The sequence below is a fragment of the Senegalia massiliensis genome (genome assembly GCF_900626135.1).
Lineage (GTDB): Bacteria > Bacillota > Clostridia > Tissierellales > SIT17 > Anaeromonas > Anaeromonas massiliensis.
In genome coordinates, this window is the sequence record NZ_LR130786.1 from 797,408 (window position 1) to 818,052 (window position 20,645).

Here is a 20,645-nt window from a genome sequence, read left to right on the forward strand (position 1 = left end):
ATATTAAAGTAAGTCTTCTCCTTCTTCCCAATCTATTGGGCATAATCCACCAGTTTTTAGAGCTCTAAGTACACGAAGAGTTTCTTCTACACTACGTCCTACATTTAAATCATGTACAACTGAATATCTTACTATTCCTTCAGGATCTATTATAAATAATCCTCTTAATGCTACACCATCTTCTTCTACTAAAATTCCATAATCTCTTGATACATTCATTGTTTTATCTGCAGCAAGTGGGAAATTTAATTTTCCTAAGTCACCATTTATCCAAGCTTTATGTGAATGTTCACTATCTGTACTTACTCCTAATACTCTAGCGCCTTCTGCTTCAAATTTTGCACATTGTTTACTATATCCTGTTATTTCAGTTGGGCAAACAAATGTAAAATCTAATGGATAAAAGAACATTACTAACCAATCGCCTTTATAATCATCTAATTTTACTTCACCAAATTCTTCTCCATTTCCTTTAACTATTGGCATTTTAAAATCCGGTGCTGGTTTTCCTACTAATCTTTCCATAAATCATTTTCCTCCTTAGAATTATAAATTAAGTCTCACAATACTATATATTCCCCATACCAAATTTTTTAAACATTTAAATGATAATTTTTTTCAATTAGTTTTAATTTCACTTTAATAATTTTCCAATTTCATCATAATCTACTTCAATTAACTCTTCCATTGTACATTCAAGACCAGCACATAATTTTAATATTGTTTCTAAACTAAGTGATTCTAGTTTTCTATCATTATTTAATTTTGTGATAGTAGGATTTGAAATTTGGCATAATTCTGCCACTTCAGTGACATTTTTTATTCTTTTTTTAGCCATTATTATTCTTAAATTAGATCTAATCATAAAACATCCTCCTATCCTATATTATAATTATACACAATTCGACATTAAAAGTACAGTTTAATTATTTATAATTATATTTTTATAAATTAAAACTATAGTTAAAAAAATTTAAATTATAACTTGAAAAATATAAACTATAGTTATATAATAATATTAAGGGATTAGAGATTTCAGTATAAAACAAAGGGGGATATTCATGGATAAAAATTATTTATCAAAATTGAATAATACAAGACAAGATTTAAATAATCTAATAGCAAAAAATTTAAATGAGCTCACTAATTTAGAAATAGTTACATTAAGTCAAGAACTGGACAAGCTTATTGTTGTTTATCAAAAAGAATTAAATAAAAAAAATATGATATTACATTAATCAAAATAAAAAACATCGTCTAAGACGATGTTTTTTATTTATTCAAATGTTCCTTTCACAATTATCTCTTTTTCTTTTATCATTATTTTTCCCATTGCTATAACTGTATCTATTTCTAAAGAATCTTTATCTAATAAAACAATATCAGCATCATTCTTTTCTTTAATATACCCTTTAGATTGTAATTTTAATATATCTGCTGGATTAGATGTAATTGGTCTTAAACTTTCTTCTATAGGTACATCAAAAACCTGTATTGATTCTTTAACTTTTTCATATAGAGATTTAACTTTTCCTACTTGTAACCCTATATATTCTCCTTTTTCATTAAAATCTGGTAAACTTCCTTGTCCATCTGATGTAAATGTTATATTTTTATTTGATACTCCAGCTTCTATCATTGTTTTTAAAGCCTTTCCGCAAGGCACTTCACCTTCTTCTAAAAACTTTTCAGTTGTACTTGTAGTAAAATCAACATATCCACCCTTTTTAGCATATTCTATCGCATCTTCAAATAAATATGGATTTCTATTCATATGAGTAGGTAAAAATTGGGTTATTGGTATATCATAATTTTCTACTACATCCAATAATAATTTTGTAGTATCTTTACTATCTCCCATATGAATATTTACAATACCTGCCTTCCCAGAAAGTATGCCACCAACACGTGTTTCTGCTGTAAGTCGTGCAAGTTCAGCTGAAGTTGGTTGAGAGGATCTATGATCTGCCAAGGAAATTTCTCCTGAACCTATTATTTTATCTATTAATATTATATCATCTTGAATATTACCTGTTATTGTTCTAACTGGAATTTGATATGACCCTGTTTGAATAAAAGAAGTTATTCCTTCTTCTTCAAGCCCACGAGCTTTAGCAAGTAAATTAGTCATAGTTCTAGTAGTACCATCCGTACCAAGTACTCCTATAACAGTAGTTACTCCTCCTGTAGTTATGTCAGTTAAATTTATTTCTGGAGTTCTAGATTTAAAGCTACCCTCTCCTCCTCCTCCACATATGTGAACATGAGAATCAATAAAACCTGGTACTACTAACTTTCCCTTTGCATCTATTATTTGAATATCTAAAACACTATCTGGTAATTCAATATTTTCCTCTATATATCCTATTTTATCTCCAATTATCAATATATCTCTTTTACCTAAGTATTCTGGATTGTACACTTCACCATTTTTTATTAATTTAATCATGAAACCTCTCCTTTCAAATAATAATATACCCAAAATTAATAAAAAATAAAGCTAGATCAATCTAGTTGATCTAGCTTATAAATTAATTTTTTTCTACTTTTATACCTGTGTCATGACCATTTAAATTATGAACTTCTAGATCTTTATCATCCACACTATTTACTTCTACTGCAAGTGTTTCAGACTTTATATAATCACTATATTTATTAATAGCATCATTTATTTCAATATCACCATTAAAATAAATCTTTATATTATCCATCATTTCATAATCATTATTTTTTCTCATTTGTTGTACTTTAGATATAAATTCTCTTGCATATCCTTCATTTAATAACTCATCTGTAAGGGTAGTATCTAATATTACAAATAAATTATTCTCCATAGATACAGTAAATCCTTCTTTTGATTCTATTCTTATATCTACAAGCTCTTTTGAGAAAGTGAAATCTTCCCCATCTAAATCAACAGTTAATTCTTCATTGTTCTCTAGTTTGTTTACTGCTTCTGTAGAATCTAAACTATTAAGTGCTTTAGCAAAAAACTTAATCTTTTTACCAAGTTTAGGTCCTGCAACAGGGAAATTAGGTTTTAAGTTAAATCTCATATATTCTTTTAAATCTTTTGCAAATACTACATTCTTTACATTTAATTCTTCTTTGATTAAAGGAACTAAGTCTGAAATTAAATCTTCATATTTTCCATCAACTATAACCTCTGATATTGGTTGACGTACTTTGATTCTTACTTGTTCTCTTGAAGCTCTTCCTAACTTAACTAAATCTCTTACTAAATCCATTTTTTCTTCCACTGTAGGGTCTATTAAATCAGTATTAGTTTCTGGGTAATAATCTACATGAACAGATAAATTATTCGTTAAATTTCTATAGATTTCTTCAGAAATATATGGTGCAAATGGTGCAACCATCTTTGAAATACCAAGTAATATTTCATATGTTGTATTATATACTGCTTTTTTATCATCAGTTAATTCTGTAGCCCAGAACCTTCTTCTTGAACGTCTTATATACCAGTTACTTAAGTCTTCATTTACAAATTCTTGTATTTCTCTTACTACTTTTGTTAAATCAAATTTATCCATATTTTCTTTTGTAACTTTTATAAGGTTATTATATTTTGAAAGAATCCATCTATCTATTTCTGGTCTATTTTTATAATCAATATTAAATTCTTTTGGATCAATTCCATCAGTATTTGCATATAGTGTAAAGAAATTATATACATTTTTAATAGTTGAGAAGAATTTACTTTGTACTTCTTTTAGACCTTCTTCATCAAACTTAGTAGGTGACCAAGCTGGTGATACATATAATAGATACCATCTAAGTGCATCTGCACCATATTTATCAAACATTTCAAAAGGATCTACTGTATTTCCTTTTGATTTAGACATTTTTTTACCTTCTCTGTCTAATATAAGATCATTAACAAGAACTTTTTTATATGGAGCTTCTCCTTTAACAAAAGTTGATATAGCAAGTAATGAATAGAACCAACCTCTAGTTTGATCTATACCTTCACATATAAAATCTGCTGGAAATAATTCATCAAAATTATCTTTGTTTTCGAATGGATAATGATGTTGCGCAAAAGGCATAGAACCACTATCAAACCAACAGTCAATAACATCTTTTACCCTTGTCATAGTTGAACCACAATGCTCACATTTTATATGAACATCATCTACAAATGGTCTATGAAGTTCAATATTTTCATTTATATCCTCTATAGATTTTTCAACAAGTTCTTTTCTAGATCCTATACTCTCTGTATGATCACAACTATCGCATCTCCAAATATTAAGTGGTGTACCCCAATATCTACTTCGAGAAATAGCCCAATCATTTAAATTTTCTAACCAGTTTCCAAAACGCTTTTCTCCTACATAATCTGGATACCACTCTACATTATTATTGTTTTCTATCAATTGATCCTTAAGTTTAGTCATTTCTATATACCAACTAGGCTTTGCATAGTATAATAATGGAGTCTTACATCTCCAACAATGAGGATAATTATGAGCCATTTTTTGTTTTTTAAATAATTTATCCTTCTCAGCAAGCCATTTTATAATTTCTATATCTGCATCCATTACAAACATGCCTTCCCATGGAGTTGTAGTGTATTTTCCATCTTCATTTACAGGTTGTAATACAGGTAAATCATATCTTCTTCCAGTATTATAGTCATCTTCACCAAATGCAGGTGCTGAATGTACTATACCAGTACCATCAGTTGTAGTTACATAATCTGCAACAGTTACAAAAAATGCTTTTTTATCAGCTTCTACAAAAGGCATTAATTGTTCATATTCCATATACTCTAAATCTTTACCTGTAAGATTTTCTAAAACTTCATATTCCTTATCTCCTAATACATTATCTAATAAATCTTCTGCTAAATAATACACTTCACCTTCAGATTTAACTTTTGTGTATTGTACATCAGGATGTACTGTTAAAGCAACATTTGCAGCAAGTGTCCAGGGAGTAGTAGTCCATACAAGGAAATATTCATCTATATTTTTTCTTTTAAATTTAACTATAACTGTATTTGTTTTAATTTCTTCATAACCTTGTGCAACTTCATGAGATGCAAGTCCAGTACCACATCTAGTACAATATGGCAATATCTTATGTCCTTCATAAATCATATTTTCTTTATTAAATTTATCTAATATCCACCATACTGACTCTATATAGTCATTATCAAGTGTTATATAAGGATTATCTAAATCAATAGCATATCCCATTCTTTTAGTCATTTCTCTCCATAAATTTTCATATTTAAATACTGAATCTCTACATTTTTCATTGAATTTATCAAGGCCATATTCTTCTATTTCTTGCTTGTTATTTAAATTCAATTGTTTTTCAACTTCAATTTCTACAGGTAATCCATGTGTATCCCATCCTGCTTTTCTTTTAACTTGATAACCTTCCATAGTTTTATATCTACATACAGAATCTTTTAATGTTCTTGAAAGCACGTGATGGATTCCTGGCCTTCCATTAGCAGTTGGAGGACCTTCATAAAATACAAAAGGTTTTTTCCCTTCTCTTGTTTCTATGCTTTTTTCTAATATATCTATATCATCCCAAAAATCAGATATATCTTTTTCTTTTACCTTTACATCTTCATTTGATAACTGTTCAAACTTATCCATATTTTCACCCTTTTCTTTAAATAATTTATATAAAAAATAAATCCCTAAGCATATGCTTAGGGACGAATTTATCGCGGTACCACCCAAATTATAGTAAAAATACTATCACTCAAATAAATATAACGCATTTCTGCGAAATGTCTTACTAGTTTCAGACATATTGCTCCAAGGTGATTTTCATATAAATATTAATAATAATCTTTCAGCCTATGGATTATCTCTCTATAAATAATAATTTATACTACTCTCCTCATCATAACAGTTAATTATATAGTTTGATTAATAATATATCAAAATATAAATATTTGTCAAGAATTTTATAAAAAATTATAATAAAGTTTCAACATTTGAATCTACTTTATATATTATGTCCTTTCTTTCAATAATTATTGTAGTATTCTTTGATAAGTCATAATCATTTTTTATAAAATCATATAATTCTCTATTTGGATTCATAGCTATAGGATTTCCAACCATTTTAAACATTGAAATATCTCCAGATGTATCTCCATATGCATAGCTATTCTTTAAATCAATATTAAATTTATCCACAAATTCATCTAAAGCTCTTTGCTTATTAAAAGAATCCCACATTTTAACTATTTCACCAGTGAAATTATCATTCTCATCTAATACATATTTACTACCTCTAAATTGAGTAACATCATATCTTTCTGCCATCTTTTCCACTAAAAACTCTGGACTACCAGATATAAAGAAAACTTTATGTCCTTGATCATGATGCCACTTTATACGATCTCTAGTATATTTATATACTTTTTCTCCATTTAATCTTATTACTTGATGAGCTATAAATGATATATGTGATTTATTTATTCCCTTGAGTTCATTTACATAAATATCAGCTAATTCTTCAAGATAATCTTCAAAATCACCATACCTTCTTTCCCATTTTTCATATGTATGTTTTACATGGCTATGCCATATTGCCTCATCTATAACTTCATATTTGATTAGTTTTTTAAAATGTTCTATCATTAGTGAGTTCCTATAAAGTGTACCGTCAATATCAAAAAATGCTCCTATCATAATTTTCACCCCTCTTTATTATTATACTAATTAAAAACTATAAATTAATTAAAATAAGCGCTACAATAGTCATAAAAATCGCAATGATTTCTTTTCTTTCTAATTTTTCTCCTAGAAACAATGTTCCAACAAGTGTTATAATTATAATGCTACCTGCACTATATATTGGAAATACTACAGAAGTTTTCATATGATTTAATGCGAGTATCAAAAAAAAGGAAGAAAATAAATTTGGTATACCTACTAATATTCCTGTAATCAAATCAACCTTACTAACTTTCTTTTTCCTTCTCAAAGTCATTATTAAGCTAATTATAAAAGCTATAAAAAAAACAAAAAATAAAAATATTGATTTATACTCTGATATTGCATATTTTTGAAATATTTTATTAGAAAACTCTGCAAATCCACCAAATAGGAATAAAAGTATTAAATTTATATGTATGTCTTTTATTTGATTTTTCTTAAATGATATATTAACTATTATTATTGAAATAAGAGATAGAATTATACCTATCCATTGAATATATGTAGGAAACTCTCTCCATAATATTATAGAAAAACTCATAGGTACAAGTATTCCAAGCTTTGCAAAAGTTCCTGCAAGGCCTACATTGTTCTTTTTTACACTTATCTGATAGTATACAAAAGATAAAAAGAAAAATACTCCAGCAAATATGCCAACTATAATGGCCCAAATAAAACTACTACTTGGAGAAAAAAGTCCATTCCCTTTTAAAACTACATCTTTAAACTCATAAAAAAAATTATCATATCCTTGTAAAATTATATTTCCTTCTACTATACTTAAAATAAGACTTACTATAAAGGCTGTAAAATAATTCATTGTAGTTACAGCATAACGATTTAAATTATTTGTTTCACTAAACTTAAATATTATAGCTATAGATGAACTACATATTATTGCAAGTAATAAATAACCCATATTATTCCCCCATATTCTATAGATCAATTATAACATATTTATTCAACTAATTTCCCCTTTATAATTAATCTATGACTAGCTACTTTTATTGGAGTACATGTAACAAGTGTAATTTCTTTATCTTTATTATTGCCTTCTAGAACCCATAGCTCTTCTGGTTCAACAACTAAAGTCTCTTCTACTTTATATTTATAATTTTTATCTTTAGATTCAACAGTTACTATGTCCCCTTTTTCCAATTCGTCTAATCTATTAAAATGTCGTCCATAAGTATAACTTCTATGCCCTGCTACGGCAAAATTTCCTACTTTTCCAGGTTCTGCTGTATGATTCATTTTAGATAAAGAAATATCTAAATTCTCATCTGTTGCTCCATCTAATACAGGCATATATAATTCTATTTTATCTATTTTTAATATATACTTGTTAAGGTTATCTTGTGGACTATCATTTTTTTCAGAACTTTCTATAGTTGAAATATCATTCATGCTTTGTTGCCACTGTTCAAGCACTTTTCCCCTTTTATAATCTTTGTACTCTCTATTTAATGTAGGATATAATAATATTATTATCCCAGCTATTATAAATACAATCGATAATCGCTTCATCTTTTTGCAACCCCTTAATTTTTATATTTATAATATTATATACCCAAAAAAGCTGCCATAAATATTTATGACAGCTTTTAATCATCATATATTATCCATTTACTACTTCTCCACCATTTACATGTATCATTTGGCCTGACATGTATGAAGAATCTTCAGATGCTAAAAATACAAATGCCGGAGCTAATTCTACTGGCTGACCTGGTCTTTTCATAGGTTGGTCATCACCAAAACCTGCTACATGATTAGCTCTAAAAGATGAAGGAATAAGAGGAGTCCAAATAGGACCTGGTGCCACTGCATTTACTCTTATATTTTTATCTATAAGTGAACCTGAAAGCGAACGCGTAAATGTTGTTATTGCTCCTTTAGTAGCTGAATAATCAATGAGTCCAGGACTTCCTGCATAGGCTGTTATACTTGATGTATTTATAATGGAACTACCTTCTTTCAAATATGGAAGTACTGCTTTTGTCATATGAAACATTGAAAATATATTAGTTTTAAATGTCCTTTCTAATTGTTCTGTTGATATATCTAATATACTCTTTTTAGGATGTTGTTCAGCTGCATTGTTTACTAAAACATCAACCTTACCAAACTCATCTATGACCTTCTTTACTGCATCTTTACAAAACTCTTCATCACCTACATCACCTGATATAAGTAAGCATTTTCTACCTATTTCTTCTACTCTTTTTTTAACCCAATTTGCATCCTCATGTTCATCCAGATACATTACTGCTATATCTGCACCTTCTTTAGCATAGTGGATTGCTACAGCTCCACCTATACCACTATCTCCACCAGTAATTATTGCTACTTTATCTTTTAATTTATCTGCTGCTTTATATTTATCATCTTCATAAATAGGCTTTGGATCCATTTTTGAATTTATTCCAGGTTGCTTTTCTTGAACTTGCCCTTTCATATTATTAGGAAAATCCCATCTGTTCATTAATAAATTCTCCTTTCGCTTTTTAAAGTTCTTTGTTACATCTATTTTCTATTTATATTGTTTAAAACATTTTACTGATTACTTTTATTATTATTTCTATGGTATAAAAATAATATACAATTTTTAAATAGCTGAATTTATGTTTGGAGTATTAAGATTCTATTTCCTTTTTTATTAAATCTATCATTTTTTTATTCCCTGCTATTATTGATACATTTTTTCCTCCAGAAATTTCAACTACTTCTCCACCAGCTTCTTTTATAATTAATATTCCTGCTGCTACATCCCACGATTTTAAATTAAATTCCCAATATCCATCTAGTCTACCACATGCTACACAAGCTAAATCATAAGCTGCTGCTCCCATTCTTCTAATACCTCTTACCTTTGGTAAAACCTTAGAAAAATTAGATATATTATTGTTTTCATTTGTATTTCTATCGTAAGCAAAGCCTGTTGCTATTACTGACTTTATTAATTGATCCTTTCCACCTATCTTTATTTGTTTGCCATTCAAATATGCACCCTTTCCCTTTACTGCTGAGAACATTTCATCTAGTATAGGGTTATATACTACCCCTAAAACTATTTCACCTCTAAACTCCAATGCAATAGATACTGCAAATATAGGAAGTCCTTGTGCATAATTAGTTGTACCATCTAAAGGATCTATTATCCACAAATAATCTGAATCAGTCTTTTCAAACTCTGATTCTTCAGATAAAATATCATGATCGGGATACTCTTTTTTTATCCCTTTTATTATTATTTTTTCTGATAAGTCATCAATTTCTGTAACTAAATCTATATCTGATGATTTAGTAGAAATTTGTAAATCTTCTTTCTCATAATTATCCTTTTGAGCCTTTCCAGCTTCATATGCCCACTCTTTAACTAATTCAATAGATTTATTTAAATCTATCATAGATATCCACTTCCTTTAGTTTATATTTTTAAAAATTAATTTTCTTACTATATCAATAGGTATTATAGTAACAGACATAGCTATTAGTATAAGCCACTCATTTATATTTAAACCAGCAGTTCTAAGTATTTGTCCTCCAATATATGTCATTACTATTTGAACTACAAATATTAGAGTAACAATTTTTAAAAATTTATCATTTTTTGTTATGTTCTTAAATAAATTAATTTCTTTAGTTCTAGCATTGAACATATTAAATAAATTAATAAATATAAAAAACACAAAGAAACCTGTTAAATAATATATGTTTTCACTTCCACTAGGTCCTGTTCTAAATAATGATTTTATAAAATCATTTGTCAGATAAAAAATACTAAATCCACTTATTATCAAAGCATCAGTAATAATAGATGTCCACATATATTTATTTATTATTGATTCATCTCTTATTTTAGGTTCTTCTTCCATATATTTATCTAGTGGAGGCTCCCCTCCAAATGCAAGTGCTGCAAATGTATCCATTACAAGATTAACCCAAAGCATTTGCGTCATAGTAAGTGGAAATTCAATACCTATAAAAGGACCTACAAATGCTACTATCATTGCTGATACATTTACTGTTAATTGATATATTATAAATTTTCTAATAGATTTAAATATTGTTCTACCATATAATATAGTCTTTGCTATAGAGTTAAAATTATCATCTAATATTACAATATCCCCTGCTTCCTTTGCAACTTCTGTTCCTGAACCCATTGCAAAACCTATGTCAGCTTTTTTAAGAGCAGGAGCATCATTAACTCCATCTCCAGTCATACCTACAACTTTATTCTTACTTTGAGATATCTCTATAAGTCTACTTTTATCCGTAGGAAGTGCTCTAGCTATAACTTTTATACTTTCTAATTTTTCTTTTAATTCTTTATCACTCATATCCTTTAATTCATCTGAAGTTATTACAATATCATCATCATTTTTTATAATGTTTGATTCTTTTGCTATTGCAAGTGCGGTTTCTTTTTTATCACCTGTTATCATCACTACTTGTATTCCAGCATCTTGTGCTTGTTTAATAGATTTTATAGATTCTTTTCTAACATCGTCCCTTATGCCAAATAAACCAAGAAAGGTTAAATTTTCTAATACATCACTATTCACATCATTTTCTGATGTTGCAATTGCTATAACTCTTATAGCATTATCAGCCATTTGATTCAACTTTTTTTCTATGTTTTTTCGTTTTTCTTCTGTAAATTCTTTTTTATGAGCCTTTTCATCATAATATTTACTTACTTTCTGTAATAATATTTCTGGTGCACCTTTTACAAGTGTAGTGTTATAGTCTCCTTTTATTTGTGCTGCTGAAAACTTATCTTCACTATTAAAAGGTTTTTTATCAACTATTTCTATGTTATAATTTTTTTTAGCTTCTCCCATATATTTTAAAAGTGCTTGTTCTGTAAAATCTCCACCTAAAACTTCTAATTTTTCCTTCTCATCTTCTTCATATACTGCTTCAGTATTTTCTTTTATTGAGATTTCCAATAGTTCTTTTAGGTCTACATCTACATCTGTAAAACTTTTATATTCATTTAAATTTCCATCTATAAAATTTATTACTTCTAATTCACCTTTTGTAATTGTTCCAGTTTTATCACTAAATAATATATTAAGAGATCCTGATGTTTCTATACCTACTAATTTTCTAACTAATATATTATCTTTTAATAATTTTTTCATATTAATAGAAAGAACAAATGCAATCATCATAGGCAACCCTTCTGGAACTACTACAACTATTATAATAATCCCAAGTATAACTGCTGATACTAAATCATTCGTAACTGTAGCTATATTTGAAAAATATTCCCCTAAACTAACTCCTTGAAAATAATTATCAAGGATAACTTTTTTAAACATAAAAGAAAGAGCTATAAGTATAGCGCCTGCATATCCAAATTTACTTATTTTGTCAGCAAGTTTATTTAATTTAACAGTTAAAGGTGAATCTCTATCTTCTGACTCTAATTCTTTTGCAAGTTGTCCAAAAAATGTGTTTCCACCTACTGTTTTCGATTCTATTACAGCTTCTCCTTCCACTACAACTGTACCCCTAAAAACTCTATATTCATCTAAAAAATCATTGTCATTTGAATCAAATTCATAGTCATCTTTAACCTTATTTTTTTCTGCAGCTTCACTTTCGCCATTTAGTACAGACTGATCTACATCTAAATGTCCTTCTAATATGATTCCATCTACAGGTATTTTATCACCTGATTGAACTAATATTTTATCCCCTTTAACTACATCTTCTATAGATATTTTCTCTAATTTTCCATCTCTAAACACTTTACACTCTATTTTTGAAGCTTGTTCTTGAAGCTTTTTAAATGATTTCTCATTACTATATTCTGAATAAGTACTTACAAGTATTGCTATAACTACAGCAATTCCTATTCCAAGAGGTTCATACCATTCTACTTTTCCCCAAAAGAAAAAGCCAACTTCTATTATAAGTGCTACTATTAATATTTTAATTATTGGATCTTTTAAATTATCTATCAATTTATCTAAAAAAGATTCACTTTCACCTTTTTTAATCTTATTATCCCCATTTTCATTTCTAGATTTTTTAACTTCTTCCTGTGCTAATCCTTTAAACTTTGATTTATCCATATATTTAACTCCTTTCTACTGCTTACTTAAATATACCCAAAAAAAAGGGGTATAAAACCCCTAAAATCTCTTAACTACAACATCTTCTCTTATCATATTCCACATTGATTCATCTTCCATTCCTAATCTCCAAAGTGCAATTCCTTTTATACCAAGTTTATTAGCAAGATTTATTTTGGCTTTTATACTCTCAGCATTTTCAAACCAAACTTCATGATTATTTCCTTCTTCATCTACATACTTAAAATACGGAGTTTTAGTTTCTTCATCAAATATTATCTCTTTATTATATTTATCTGCTAAATTCATAGCACTCTCAAAAGTTACATAAGAGTTTTTCCCAGTATCTAAATTAAAGTCAAAACCAAAAACAGATACTGCAGCCATTATTTTTCTTCTTGGCATTTTTGTCATTGTATAATTTAATACTCTTTCCATCCAACCTATTGAAACTACAGGACCTGGTCCACTTCCCGGCCATCCATGTTCGTTATATAACATTACTACAAATTCATCTACTGATTCTCCTATTGCTGTGTAATTAAAAGGGTCAGAGAATGGATTAAATGGTTCGTCACTTACTCTTGATGGTATTGAGGCTGATAAATAATAACCCCTTTTAGATAAAGCTTCTCCTAATTCTTCGAAAAACATAGTTAATTTATCACTATCTTTAATATCTACATCTTCGATATCAATATTAACTCCATCGAAACCATAACCTTCTATAAGTTCAATAGTATTTTCTATAAAAGTAGATCTAGTCTGTTCATTAGCTAACATCTGCGATGTTATTTCTTTTGCTTTTTCTACTCCTCCTGTATAAAGTAAATTATGAATTAAAGCAAGCATCTTGACATTAGATTTATGCCCAATTTCTATGACCTCTTCAACATATTGATTAGTGAAATCTCCAAATTTTTCTATAGTAGTAGGATCATTTTCAGATATTCTAAACAAAAATAGGGGAACTTCAGTTAATTCATTTTTGTTTGCTACGAAAGAATCATAGGAGCTTGGAAGAGCCGCTCCTTCTTCTAATGTATAATATCCTAATATAGCTACTATAGGTTTTTCTCCACCATATACTTTTAAATTTCCAAGTGTATTTTTAATAAATCCTTGTCTTCCATCATAAAGTTCAACTTTTGTCCACCCATCATTTATTTCTATTACAGGCAATTTTGCACCTTTAATCATTTGTGAAATTACATCAAATTCAGTAGAAGGTCCAAGTCTAATATTAGCCATATCTACATTTACTATCATTTCAGTATAATAAGGAATTTTTAATATTTGACCTATGGATAAATTAGTATCTTCTAAATTATTTATTATCATCAAACTTTCTATAGGTACATTCAATCTATTTGCTATAGAATATAAACTATCTCCAGATTTCACTGTATAACTTTCTAGTGGAATTTCTAATATTTGTCCTACATAAATAGTAGAATTTGTCAAATTGTTTATTCTACTTATTTCACTTATATCTACATTAAATTGTCTAGATATTAGATATAAGCTATCACCTGGTCTAACTATATATTTAATTGTATGCATAAAAAAACCATCCTTTCAAACAAAGTAGTATAATTGAACTTACTTTATACTATTCCTTTATCTAAAGAATGGTTTATATTTTTTAACTGAGTATTATTTTATTTCATTTTCAAAAAGATTCTTTAAACCTTCATAAGCTTCTGCTTCATCTGAACCATCTATTTTAATATTCAACTTATCACCTTTTGTAGCTCCCATACTTAATATACCCATGATACTCTTTCCATTATATTCTGTACCATCTTTCACTACTACAATATCAGATGTATATTTTGATGCTTCTCTGATGAAAAGACTTGCCGGTCTAGCATGTAAACCAGTTTCATTAGTTAATTCTATTTCTAAATTTTTCATACATATCCTCCTAAAAATTTTATTTAATCTATTATATAATAAACCGACAATATTATCTTGTCAAATTATAAACTGCAGCTGCATATATCTTTGCTACTTCAATAAGTGTATCTACTTCAATATATTCATTTGCTTGATGTTCTACTTTTTCTTGACCTGGGAATACTGCTCCAAATGCTACACAATTATCCATTGCTCTAGCATAAGTAGCTCCTCCTATAACTAAAGGTGTAGAGTCTTTCCCTGTTTCTTCTTCGTATACCTTTCTAAGTGTTTTAATGAGTTTATGGTCTTTAGGTACATATAGTGAGTTAAGAAAATCAAATTCTTCATATTCAATATTATATTCTTTTACCTTTTGTTTTATATCATCAACTATTTTTTCTTTATCTTTAGTAACAGGTATTCTTATATCAATTGCTATTTCTTCGTTATTTTCATCTATATTAAGTTTACCTATATTAAATGTTATCTTACCTGATGGTTCATCTTCACATTCTCCAAATATATTCTTGGCATTGTAATCTTCACCTATTACTTCAGCTATAAATTTAATTGCATTACTTTCGACGCCAATATTATTAAGTGCAATTGCTATGAGAGCTATAGCATTAATTCCATTATGAGGTTGAGAAGCATGAGCACCTTTTCCTATTACATAAATAGTTTCTTCCTGTACTTCATATTTAAAGCCTAAGTTATCTAATTCTTGTTTTAATCTTTCATTATATTCTCCACTGTAACCAATTCTATCTGGAACTGCATTAAATGCATTACCTCCTGATAATACTAACTTCCCACTTGATTTAGATTTTAATTTTGATTGTAATAAACCTTTTTCTGCATGGATCATAGGAAACTCTGCATCTGGAGTAAATCCTAGTGTAGGAACTTCTTCTTTCTCCATATATTTATTGATTCCACCCCAAAGATTTTCTTCATCTGTTCCAAATATAAATCTTATTCTTTTATCAAACTCTACTCCTGAATTCACAAGTGCCTTAACAGCATATATTGCAGCAATTGTTGGCCCTTTATCATCCTGAGTTCCTCTACCATATAATCTGCCATCTTTAATTTGGGCTTTAAATGGATCAGTATTCCAATTAGATAGCTCTCCTGCAGGTACAACATCTAGATGCCCTAAGATACCTAACATTTCTTTGCCTTCACCTATTTCTGCATATCCATAATATCCTTCTTCATCATAGTATGTTTTAAATCCTAAATTATCACAAATTTCTAAAGCTTTTTTAAGTGCCTTATCTATGTCTTCTCCATATGGTGTGTCTTTACTATTTTCATCTTTTACACTTGGTATATTTACCAATTCTTTTATAGAACTTATCATTTCATCTTTTAGTTGTTCTACTTTATTTTTATAATCCACTTAAAACTACCTCCTAATTTATTTTACTGTTATCCAATTAAGCTTTTCCTTATATTTTTACCCAAGTCTATACTAATAATAACATAAATAAAATTTTATTTACAATTGTTTAAATTGAATAATTCAGGCTATATATTCATTAATATTATAAAATATAAAAAGGAGGAATTTAAAATGTTAAAATGGGCATTAATATTCTTAGTTATAGCAGTTATTGCTGGTTTCTTCGGTTTTAGAGGTGTTGCAAGTGCTTCAGCAAGTATTGCAAAAATATTATTCGTAATATTCTTAATATTGTTTATAATCGCACTTGTATTTGGTGCGGGTATATTCTAATTGAGAACGATATAAAATTATAGTATAATATAACGAGGAGCTAGCTCCTCGTTATATTATTTTAAGGGGGATTTATTTTGCGTTTTATGCCAATATCATTTGTTAAAGAAGGAACTCTTTTAGGTAAAAGTATATGTAATGAAAAAGGGAAAACTTTACTTGCAAAAGGTACAAGATTATCCTCTAATTATATTAAAAGAATTAAATCTTTTGGAATATATTCTATATATATAATGGATAAATACTCAGATGTAGAACTAAATGATATAATCTCTCCACAAATTAGAAGTAAAGCTATTATAAAGTTAAAAGAAACTTATGATAGTTTTGAACATGACTATTCAAACGATAATTTATATAATAAAAAATCCATAGATAAAGCAGATGAAAATATATCTAATATTTCAAATATATCTGAAGAATTATTAAATGATATACTCTCTCAAAAAGATATAATGGTTAATCTAGTAGATATTAAAAGTGCAGATAACTATACATATGAGCATTGTTTAAGTGTATCAATCTTCTCAATAATATTAGGAATTGAACTAGGTCTAAAAAAAGAGCATTTAAAATACTTAGCAATTGGATCTTTACTCCATGATATTGGAAAAACTTTAACTCCTTCAAAAATTTTAAATAAAAATGGAAAGTTAACAACTCAAGAATTTAAAATAATGAAAAAACATACTTTAGATGGTTATGAATATCTAAAAGCTAGTAATAAAATTCCTTCTCCAGCTAGAATCATAGCATTACAACACCATGAAAAAATTGATGGATCAGGTTATCCAAAAGGATTAAAAAAAGAACAAATATATTTTTTAGCTAAAATTGTTAGTATTTGTGATGTATATGATGCATTGACATCAGATAGACCATATAGATCTGCAATGACTCCAAATGATGCATTAGAATTTTTATATGCAAATTGTTCAAATCATTTTGATATAAATTTAGTTAGAAAATTTTCAAATAAAATAATACCTTATCCAATAGGTACTATGGTAAAATTAAGTAATAAAAATATAGGTATTGTAAAATCAATAAATACAGGATTTCCATTAAGACCTAAAATAAAAATTTTATCTACCAATAATACTATTGATTTAATGACACAGAAAAATATAGTCATAGAAAATGTTGTATATAATGAAAATGAGGCCCTAGCTTAGGCCTCATTTTTTATTTTATCAAATATTAACTTTCCATTTTTTATAACTTTTTCTACAGTGCTTACACCTATATGATATGGTATATAATCATATGTTGGAAACTCATGTATTACAATATCTGCTTTCTTACCTTCATCAATACTACCTACGGTATCAGCTCTATCTATAGCTGCTGCACCATTTATTGTAAGGGCATTGATTGTCTCCTCTATACTCATATTCATATAAAGAGTAGCTAATGCTATTATAAGTGGTATAGATTCAGTAAAACAACTTCCTGGATTCATATCTGTTGCAAGTGCTACTGCACACCCTGAATCTATTATATCTCTTGCTCTAGCATATTCTTCTTTTAGACTAAAAGCTGTTCCTGGAAGAAGTGTAGCTACTACATCATTTTCTGCCATCATCTTTATTCCTTGATCTGATGCTCTAAGTAAGTGATCTGCTGAAATAGCACCAATTTCACTTGCAAGTTCTGCACCACCTATACGTACTATCTCATCAGCATGTAATTTTGATTTTAATCCTAACTTTTGAGCATTTTTTAAAAGTTTTCTAGATTGCTCCACTGAAAAAACATCTTTTTCGCAAAACACATCACAAAACTCTGCTAAGTCATCTTCCACTACTTTAGGAAGTACAGTTTCTATTATAAAGTCTATAAATTCATCTTCTTTACCTTTATATCTAGGTGGAACTGCATGTGCACCTAAAAATGTTTTTGATATATCAATAGGATGAATATCATCTAACTTTTTCATTGCTTCTAATTGCTTTATTTCTGTATCTAAGTCTAATCCATATCCACTTTTTGATTCTACTGATGTAACTCCAAATGAAACCATAGAATCAAGTCTTTTAACACCTAACTGTACCAATTCTTCTAATGTAGCTTTTTTAGTAGCCTCAGTAGTACTTTGAATTCCTCCACCACGTTTCATTATTTCCATATAATCTATGCCTTTTAATCGCATATTATATTCTTCTGCTCTATATCCACCAAACACAACATGAGTATGAGAATCTATGAACCCTGGTAAAACACATTTATTTTTAGCATCTATAATGTCATATTCCTTTTCATCAATATCTTTTAATATTTCTTCAGATGTTCCTACCTTTTCTATCTTATCATCTTTTATAATAATGCAACCATTATCTATAACATGAAGCTCATTCATTTCTGATCCCTTTTTTTGCTGATTTCCACTACATGTTACTACTTGATTAGCATTTTTAATTAAAATTTTATTATTCATTTCATCTCTCCAATCTTTAAAATAATCCGCTAATTTCTCCCTCATCAGAAAGATACATATTATTTGCTGCAGGTGTTTTAGGAAGCCCTGGCATTGTCATTACATTACCTGTAAGTGCAACTAAGAAACCTGCTCCATTAGATACCCTTATTTGTCTAACTGTAATTTTAAATCCTTCTGGTCTACCTTTTAATGTTGGATCATCAGATAATGATAATGGAGTTTTAGCCATACAAATTGGTAGTTTATCATATCCTAATGCTTCTATTTCTTTTATTTGTTTTTCACAACCCTTAGTATACTCTACTCCTTCTGCTCCATATATTTCTGTTGCTATTCTCTTTATTTTATCTTTAATAGATTCATTTTCATTATATAATGGACTAAAATTAGCTTCTCCTTTTTCTACTACTTCTACTACTTTTTTAGCTAAATCTATTCCACCTTCTCCACCTTTAGCCCATACATCTGATAATACAACTTCTATTCCATCTAATTTACATTTTTCAAATAATAATTCTATTTCTTTTTCTGTGTCTGTAGGGAATTTATTTATAGCTACTACTGCTGGTACATTGAATTTCTTTACATTTTCAACATGTTTTTTTAGGTTTTCATAGCCATCTTCTAATGCTTTTAAGTTTTCTTCATTTAAATCAGTCTTTTTAACTCCACCATGATTTTTAAGTGCTCTTACTGTTGCTACTACTACTGCACAATCAGGTTGTAAATTAGCATATCTAGATTTAATATTAAAGAACTTCTCTGCTCCTAAGTCTGCTCCAAATCCTGCTTCTGTAACTGTATAATCTCCTAATTTAAGTGCTAATTTAGTTGCCATTACACTATTACAACCATGTGCTATATTTGCAAATGGTCCACCATGTATTAATGCAGGTGTGTTTTCTAAAGTTTGAACTAAATTAGGTTTAATTGCATCTTTTAACAATATTGATAATGCTCCTGTTGCTTTAAGATCATCACATGTAACCGCTTTTTTATCATAAGTATATGCTACTATCATTTTACCTAATCTTTCTTTTAAATCTTCTAAACCTGCTGCAAGACATAATATAGCCATTATTTCAGATGCTACTGTAATATCAAAGCCATCTTCTCTTGGAACCTCTTGAGTCTTTCCTCCAAGTCCTACAACTATATTTCTAAGAGCTCTATCATTCATATCTAATACTCTTTTCCAAGTTATGTTTCTAGTATCTATATTTAATTCATTACCTTGATGTATGTGGTTATCTAATAATGCTGATAATAAATTGTGTGCTGATGTAATTGCATGAATATCACCTGTAAAGTGAAGGTTTATATCTTCCATTGGGATTACTTGAGAATATCCTCCACCAGCTGCTCCACCTTTTATACCAAAAGAAGGACCTAATGAAGGTTCTCTTAATGCGGTTATAGCTTTTTTACCAATTTTATTAAGCCCCATAGAAAGTCCTATATTTGTAGTAGTTTTACCTTCTCCTGCCGGAGTTGGATTTATAGCAGTAACTAATACTAATTTTCCATCTGCTTTATCTTCATATCTTTCTAAAACATCTAGGGAAACCTTTGCCTTGTACTTACCATAAAGTTCTAAATCGTCTTCATCTAAGCCAACTTTATTAGCTATTTCAAATATTGGCTTTATGTTTGCATCTTTTGCAATATCGATATCACTTGGTACTTTACTCATTAAATATCCCAACCTTTCTATTTTGCTATTCAAATCTTATTATATAAAATAATTGTTGAAATGT

The 20,645-nt window shown here is 28.4% G+C and carries 18 protein-coding genes and 1 other annotated feature; of the genes, 3 read left to right on the forward strand and 15 right to left on the reverse strand.

Annotated elements, in window-relative coordinates:
* Nucleotides 1–3: 3 nt before the first annotated feature.
* Both E0D94_RS14000 and E0D94_RS14005 read right to left on the reverse strand, forming a co-directional pair.
* On the reverse strand, nt 4–525 hold the full coding sequence (locus E0D94_RS14000) for a peroxiredoxin (RefSeq protein ID WP_130808151.1): 522 nt from the start codon (nt 523–525) through the stop codon (nt 4–6).
* Between the two features lie 109 nt (nt 526–634).
* Complete coding sequence (locus tag E0D94_RS14005; protein WP_130808152.1) at nt 635–865, reverse strand: helix-turn-helix domain-containing protein; 231 nt, start codon at nt 863–865, stop codon at nt 635–637.
* Between the two features lie 196 nt (nt 866–1,061).
* On the opposite strand from E0D94_RS14005, the gene E0D94_RS14010 reads away from it, so the two are divergent.
* Complete coding sequence (locus E0D94_RS14010) at nt 1,062–1,238, forward strand: aspartyl-phosphate phosphatase Spo0E family protein (RefSeq protein WP_130808153.1); 177 nt, start codon at nt 1,062–1,064, stop codon at nt 1,236–1,238.
* Nucleotides 1,239–1,276: 38 nt separating this feature from the next.
* On the opposite strand, the gene iadA is transcribed toward E0D94_RS14010, so the two are convergent.
* The 11 genes from iadA to pepV form a co-directional block, all read right to left on the reverse strand.
* On the reverse strand, nt 1,277–2,449 hold the full coding sequence (gene iadA, locus E0D94_RS14015; protein ID WP_130808154.1) for a beta-aspartyl-peptidase: 1,173 nt from the start codon (nt 2,447–2,449) through the stop codon (nt 1,277–1,279).
* A gap of 82 nt (nt 2,450–2,531) precedes the next feature.
* On the reverse strand, nt 2,532–5,636 hold the full coding sequence (gene ileS / locus E0D94_RS14020; protein WP_130808155.1) for an isoleucine--tRNA ligase: 3,105 nt from the start codon (nt 5,634–5,636) through the stop codon (nt 2,532–2,534).
* A gap of 55 nt (nt 5,637–5,691) precedes the next feature.
* Nucleotides 5,692–5,902: a binding site (T-box leader), on the reverse strand.
* A gap of 61 nt (nt 5,903–5,963) precedes the next feature.
* Nucleotides 5,964–6,689: an HAD family hydrolase gene (locus E0D94_RS14025; RefSeq protein ID WP_423213408.1), complete on the reverse strand. Its 726-nt coding sequence runs from the start codon at nt 6,687–6,689 to the stop codon at nt 5,964–5,966.
* Nucleotides 6,690–6,723: 34 nt separating this feature from the next.
* Nucleotides 6,724–7,632: an SMR family transporter gene (locus E0D94_RS14030; RefSeq protein WP_130808157.1), complete on the reverse strand. Its 909-nt coding sequence runs from the start codon at nt 7,630–7,632 to the stop codon at nt 6,724–6,726.
* Between the two features lie 38 nt (nt 7,633–7,670).
* Entirely contained in the window at nt 7,671–8,240 is a 570-nt protein-coding gene (locus E0D94_RS14035; protein ID WP_207289808.1) for a class D sortase, read from the reverse strand.
* 91 nt (nt 8,241–8,331) lie between these two features.
* Entirely contained in the window at nt 8,332–9,198 is an 867-nt protein-coding gene (locus E0D94_RS14040; RefSeq protein WP_130808158.1) for an SDR family oxidoreductase, read from the reverse strand.
* Between the two features lie 151 nt (nt 9,199–9,349).
* Complete coding sequence (locus E0D94_RS14045) at nt 9,350–10,123, reverse strand: inositol monophosphatase family protein (protein ID WP_130808159.1); 774 nt, start codon at nt 10,121–10,123, stop codon at nt 9,350–9,352.
* A 15-nt stretch (nt 10,124–10,138) separates the two neighbouring features.
* Nucleotides 10,139–12,805 carry a calcium-translocating P-type ATPase, PMCA-type gene (locus E0D94_RS14050; protein WP_130808160.1) on the reverse strand — a complete coding sequence of 889 codons (2,667 nt, stop codon included), beginning with the start codon at nt 12,803–12,805 and terminating at the stop codon, nt 10,139–10,141.
* A gap of 60 nt (nt 12,806–12,865) precedes the next feature.
* On the reverse strand, nt 12,866–14,368 hold the full coding sequence (locus tag E0D94_RS14055; RefSeq protein ID WP_130808161.1) for a glycosyl hydrolase family 18 protein: 1,503 nt from the start codon (nt 14,366–14,368) through the stop codon (nt 12,866–12,868).
* Between the two features lie 93 nt (nt 14,369–14,461).
* Nucleotides 14,462–14,722: an HPr family phosphocarrier protein gene (locus E0D94_RS14060; protein WP_130808162.1), complete on the reverse strand. Its 261-nt coding sequence runs from the start codon at nt 14,720–14,722 to the stop codon at nt 14,462–14,464.
* A gap of 52 nt (nt 14,723–14,774) precedes the next feature.
* A complete protein-coding gene (gene pepV / locus E0D94_RS14065; protein WP_242620556.1) occupies nt 14,775–16,112 on the reverse strand; it encodes a dipeptidase PepV in 1,338 nt (445 codons plus the stop codon).
* A gap of 174 nt (nt 16,113–16,286) precedes the next feature.
* On the opposite strand from pepV, the gene E0D94_RS14070 reads away from it, so the two are divergent.
* Both E0D94_RS14070 and E0D94_RS14075 read left to right on the forward strand, forming a co-directional pair.
* Nucleotides 16,287–16,448 (forward strand): DUF1328 domain-containing protein, encoded by a 162-nt coding sequence (locus E0D94_RS14070; RefSeq protein WP_130808163.1) that lies wholly within the window; start codon nt 16,287–16,289, stop codon nt 16,446–16,448.
* Nucleotides 16,449–16,534: 86 nt separating this feature from the next.
* Nucleotides 16,535–17,623, forward strand: a complete 1,089-nt coding sequence (locus E0D94_RS14075) for an HD-GYP domain-containing protein (RefSeq protein ID WP_242620572.1) — start codon at nt 16,535–16,537, stop codon at nt 17,621–17,623.
* Here the strand turns inward: E0D94_RS14075 and hutI are convergent.
* Both hutI and E0D94_RS14085 read right to left on the reverse strand, forming a co-directional pair.
* The gene (gene hutI / locus E0D94_RS14080) at nt 17,620–18,885 is read right to left on the reverse strand and encodes an imidazolonepropionase (RefSeq protein WP_130808165.1); all 1,266 of its coding nucleotides are present in this window, start codon (nt 18,883–18,885) and stop codon (nt 17,620–17,622) included. The genes E0D94_RS14075 and hutI overlap by 4 nt on opposite strands.
* Nucleotides 18,886–18,901: 16 nt before the next feature.
* On the reverse strand, nt 18,902–20,581 hold the full coding sequence (locus tag E0D94_RS14085) for a formate--tetrahydrofolate ligase (RefSeq protein ID WP_130808166.1): 1,680 nt from the start codon (nt 20,579–20,581) through the stop codon (nt 18,902–18,904).
* Between the last annotated feature and the right edge of the window lie 64 nt (nt 20,582–20,645).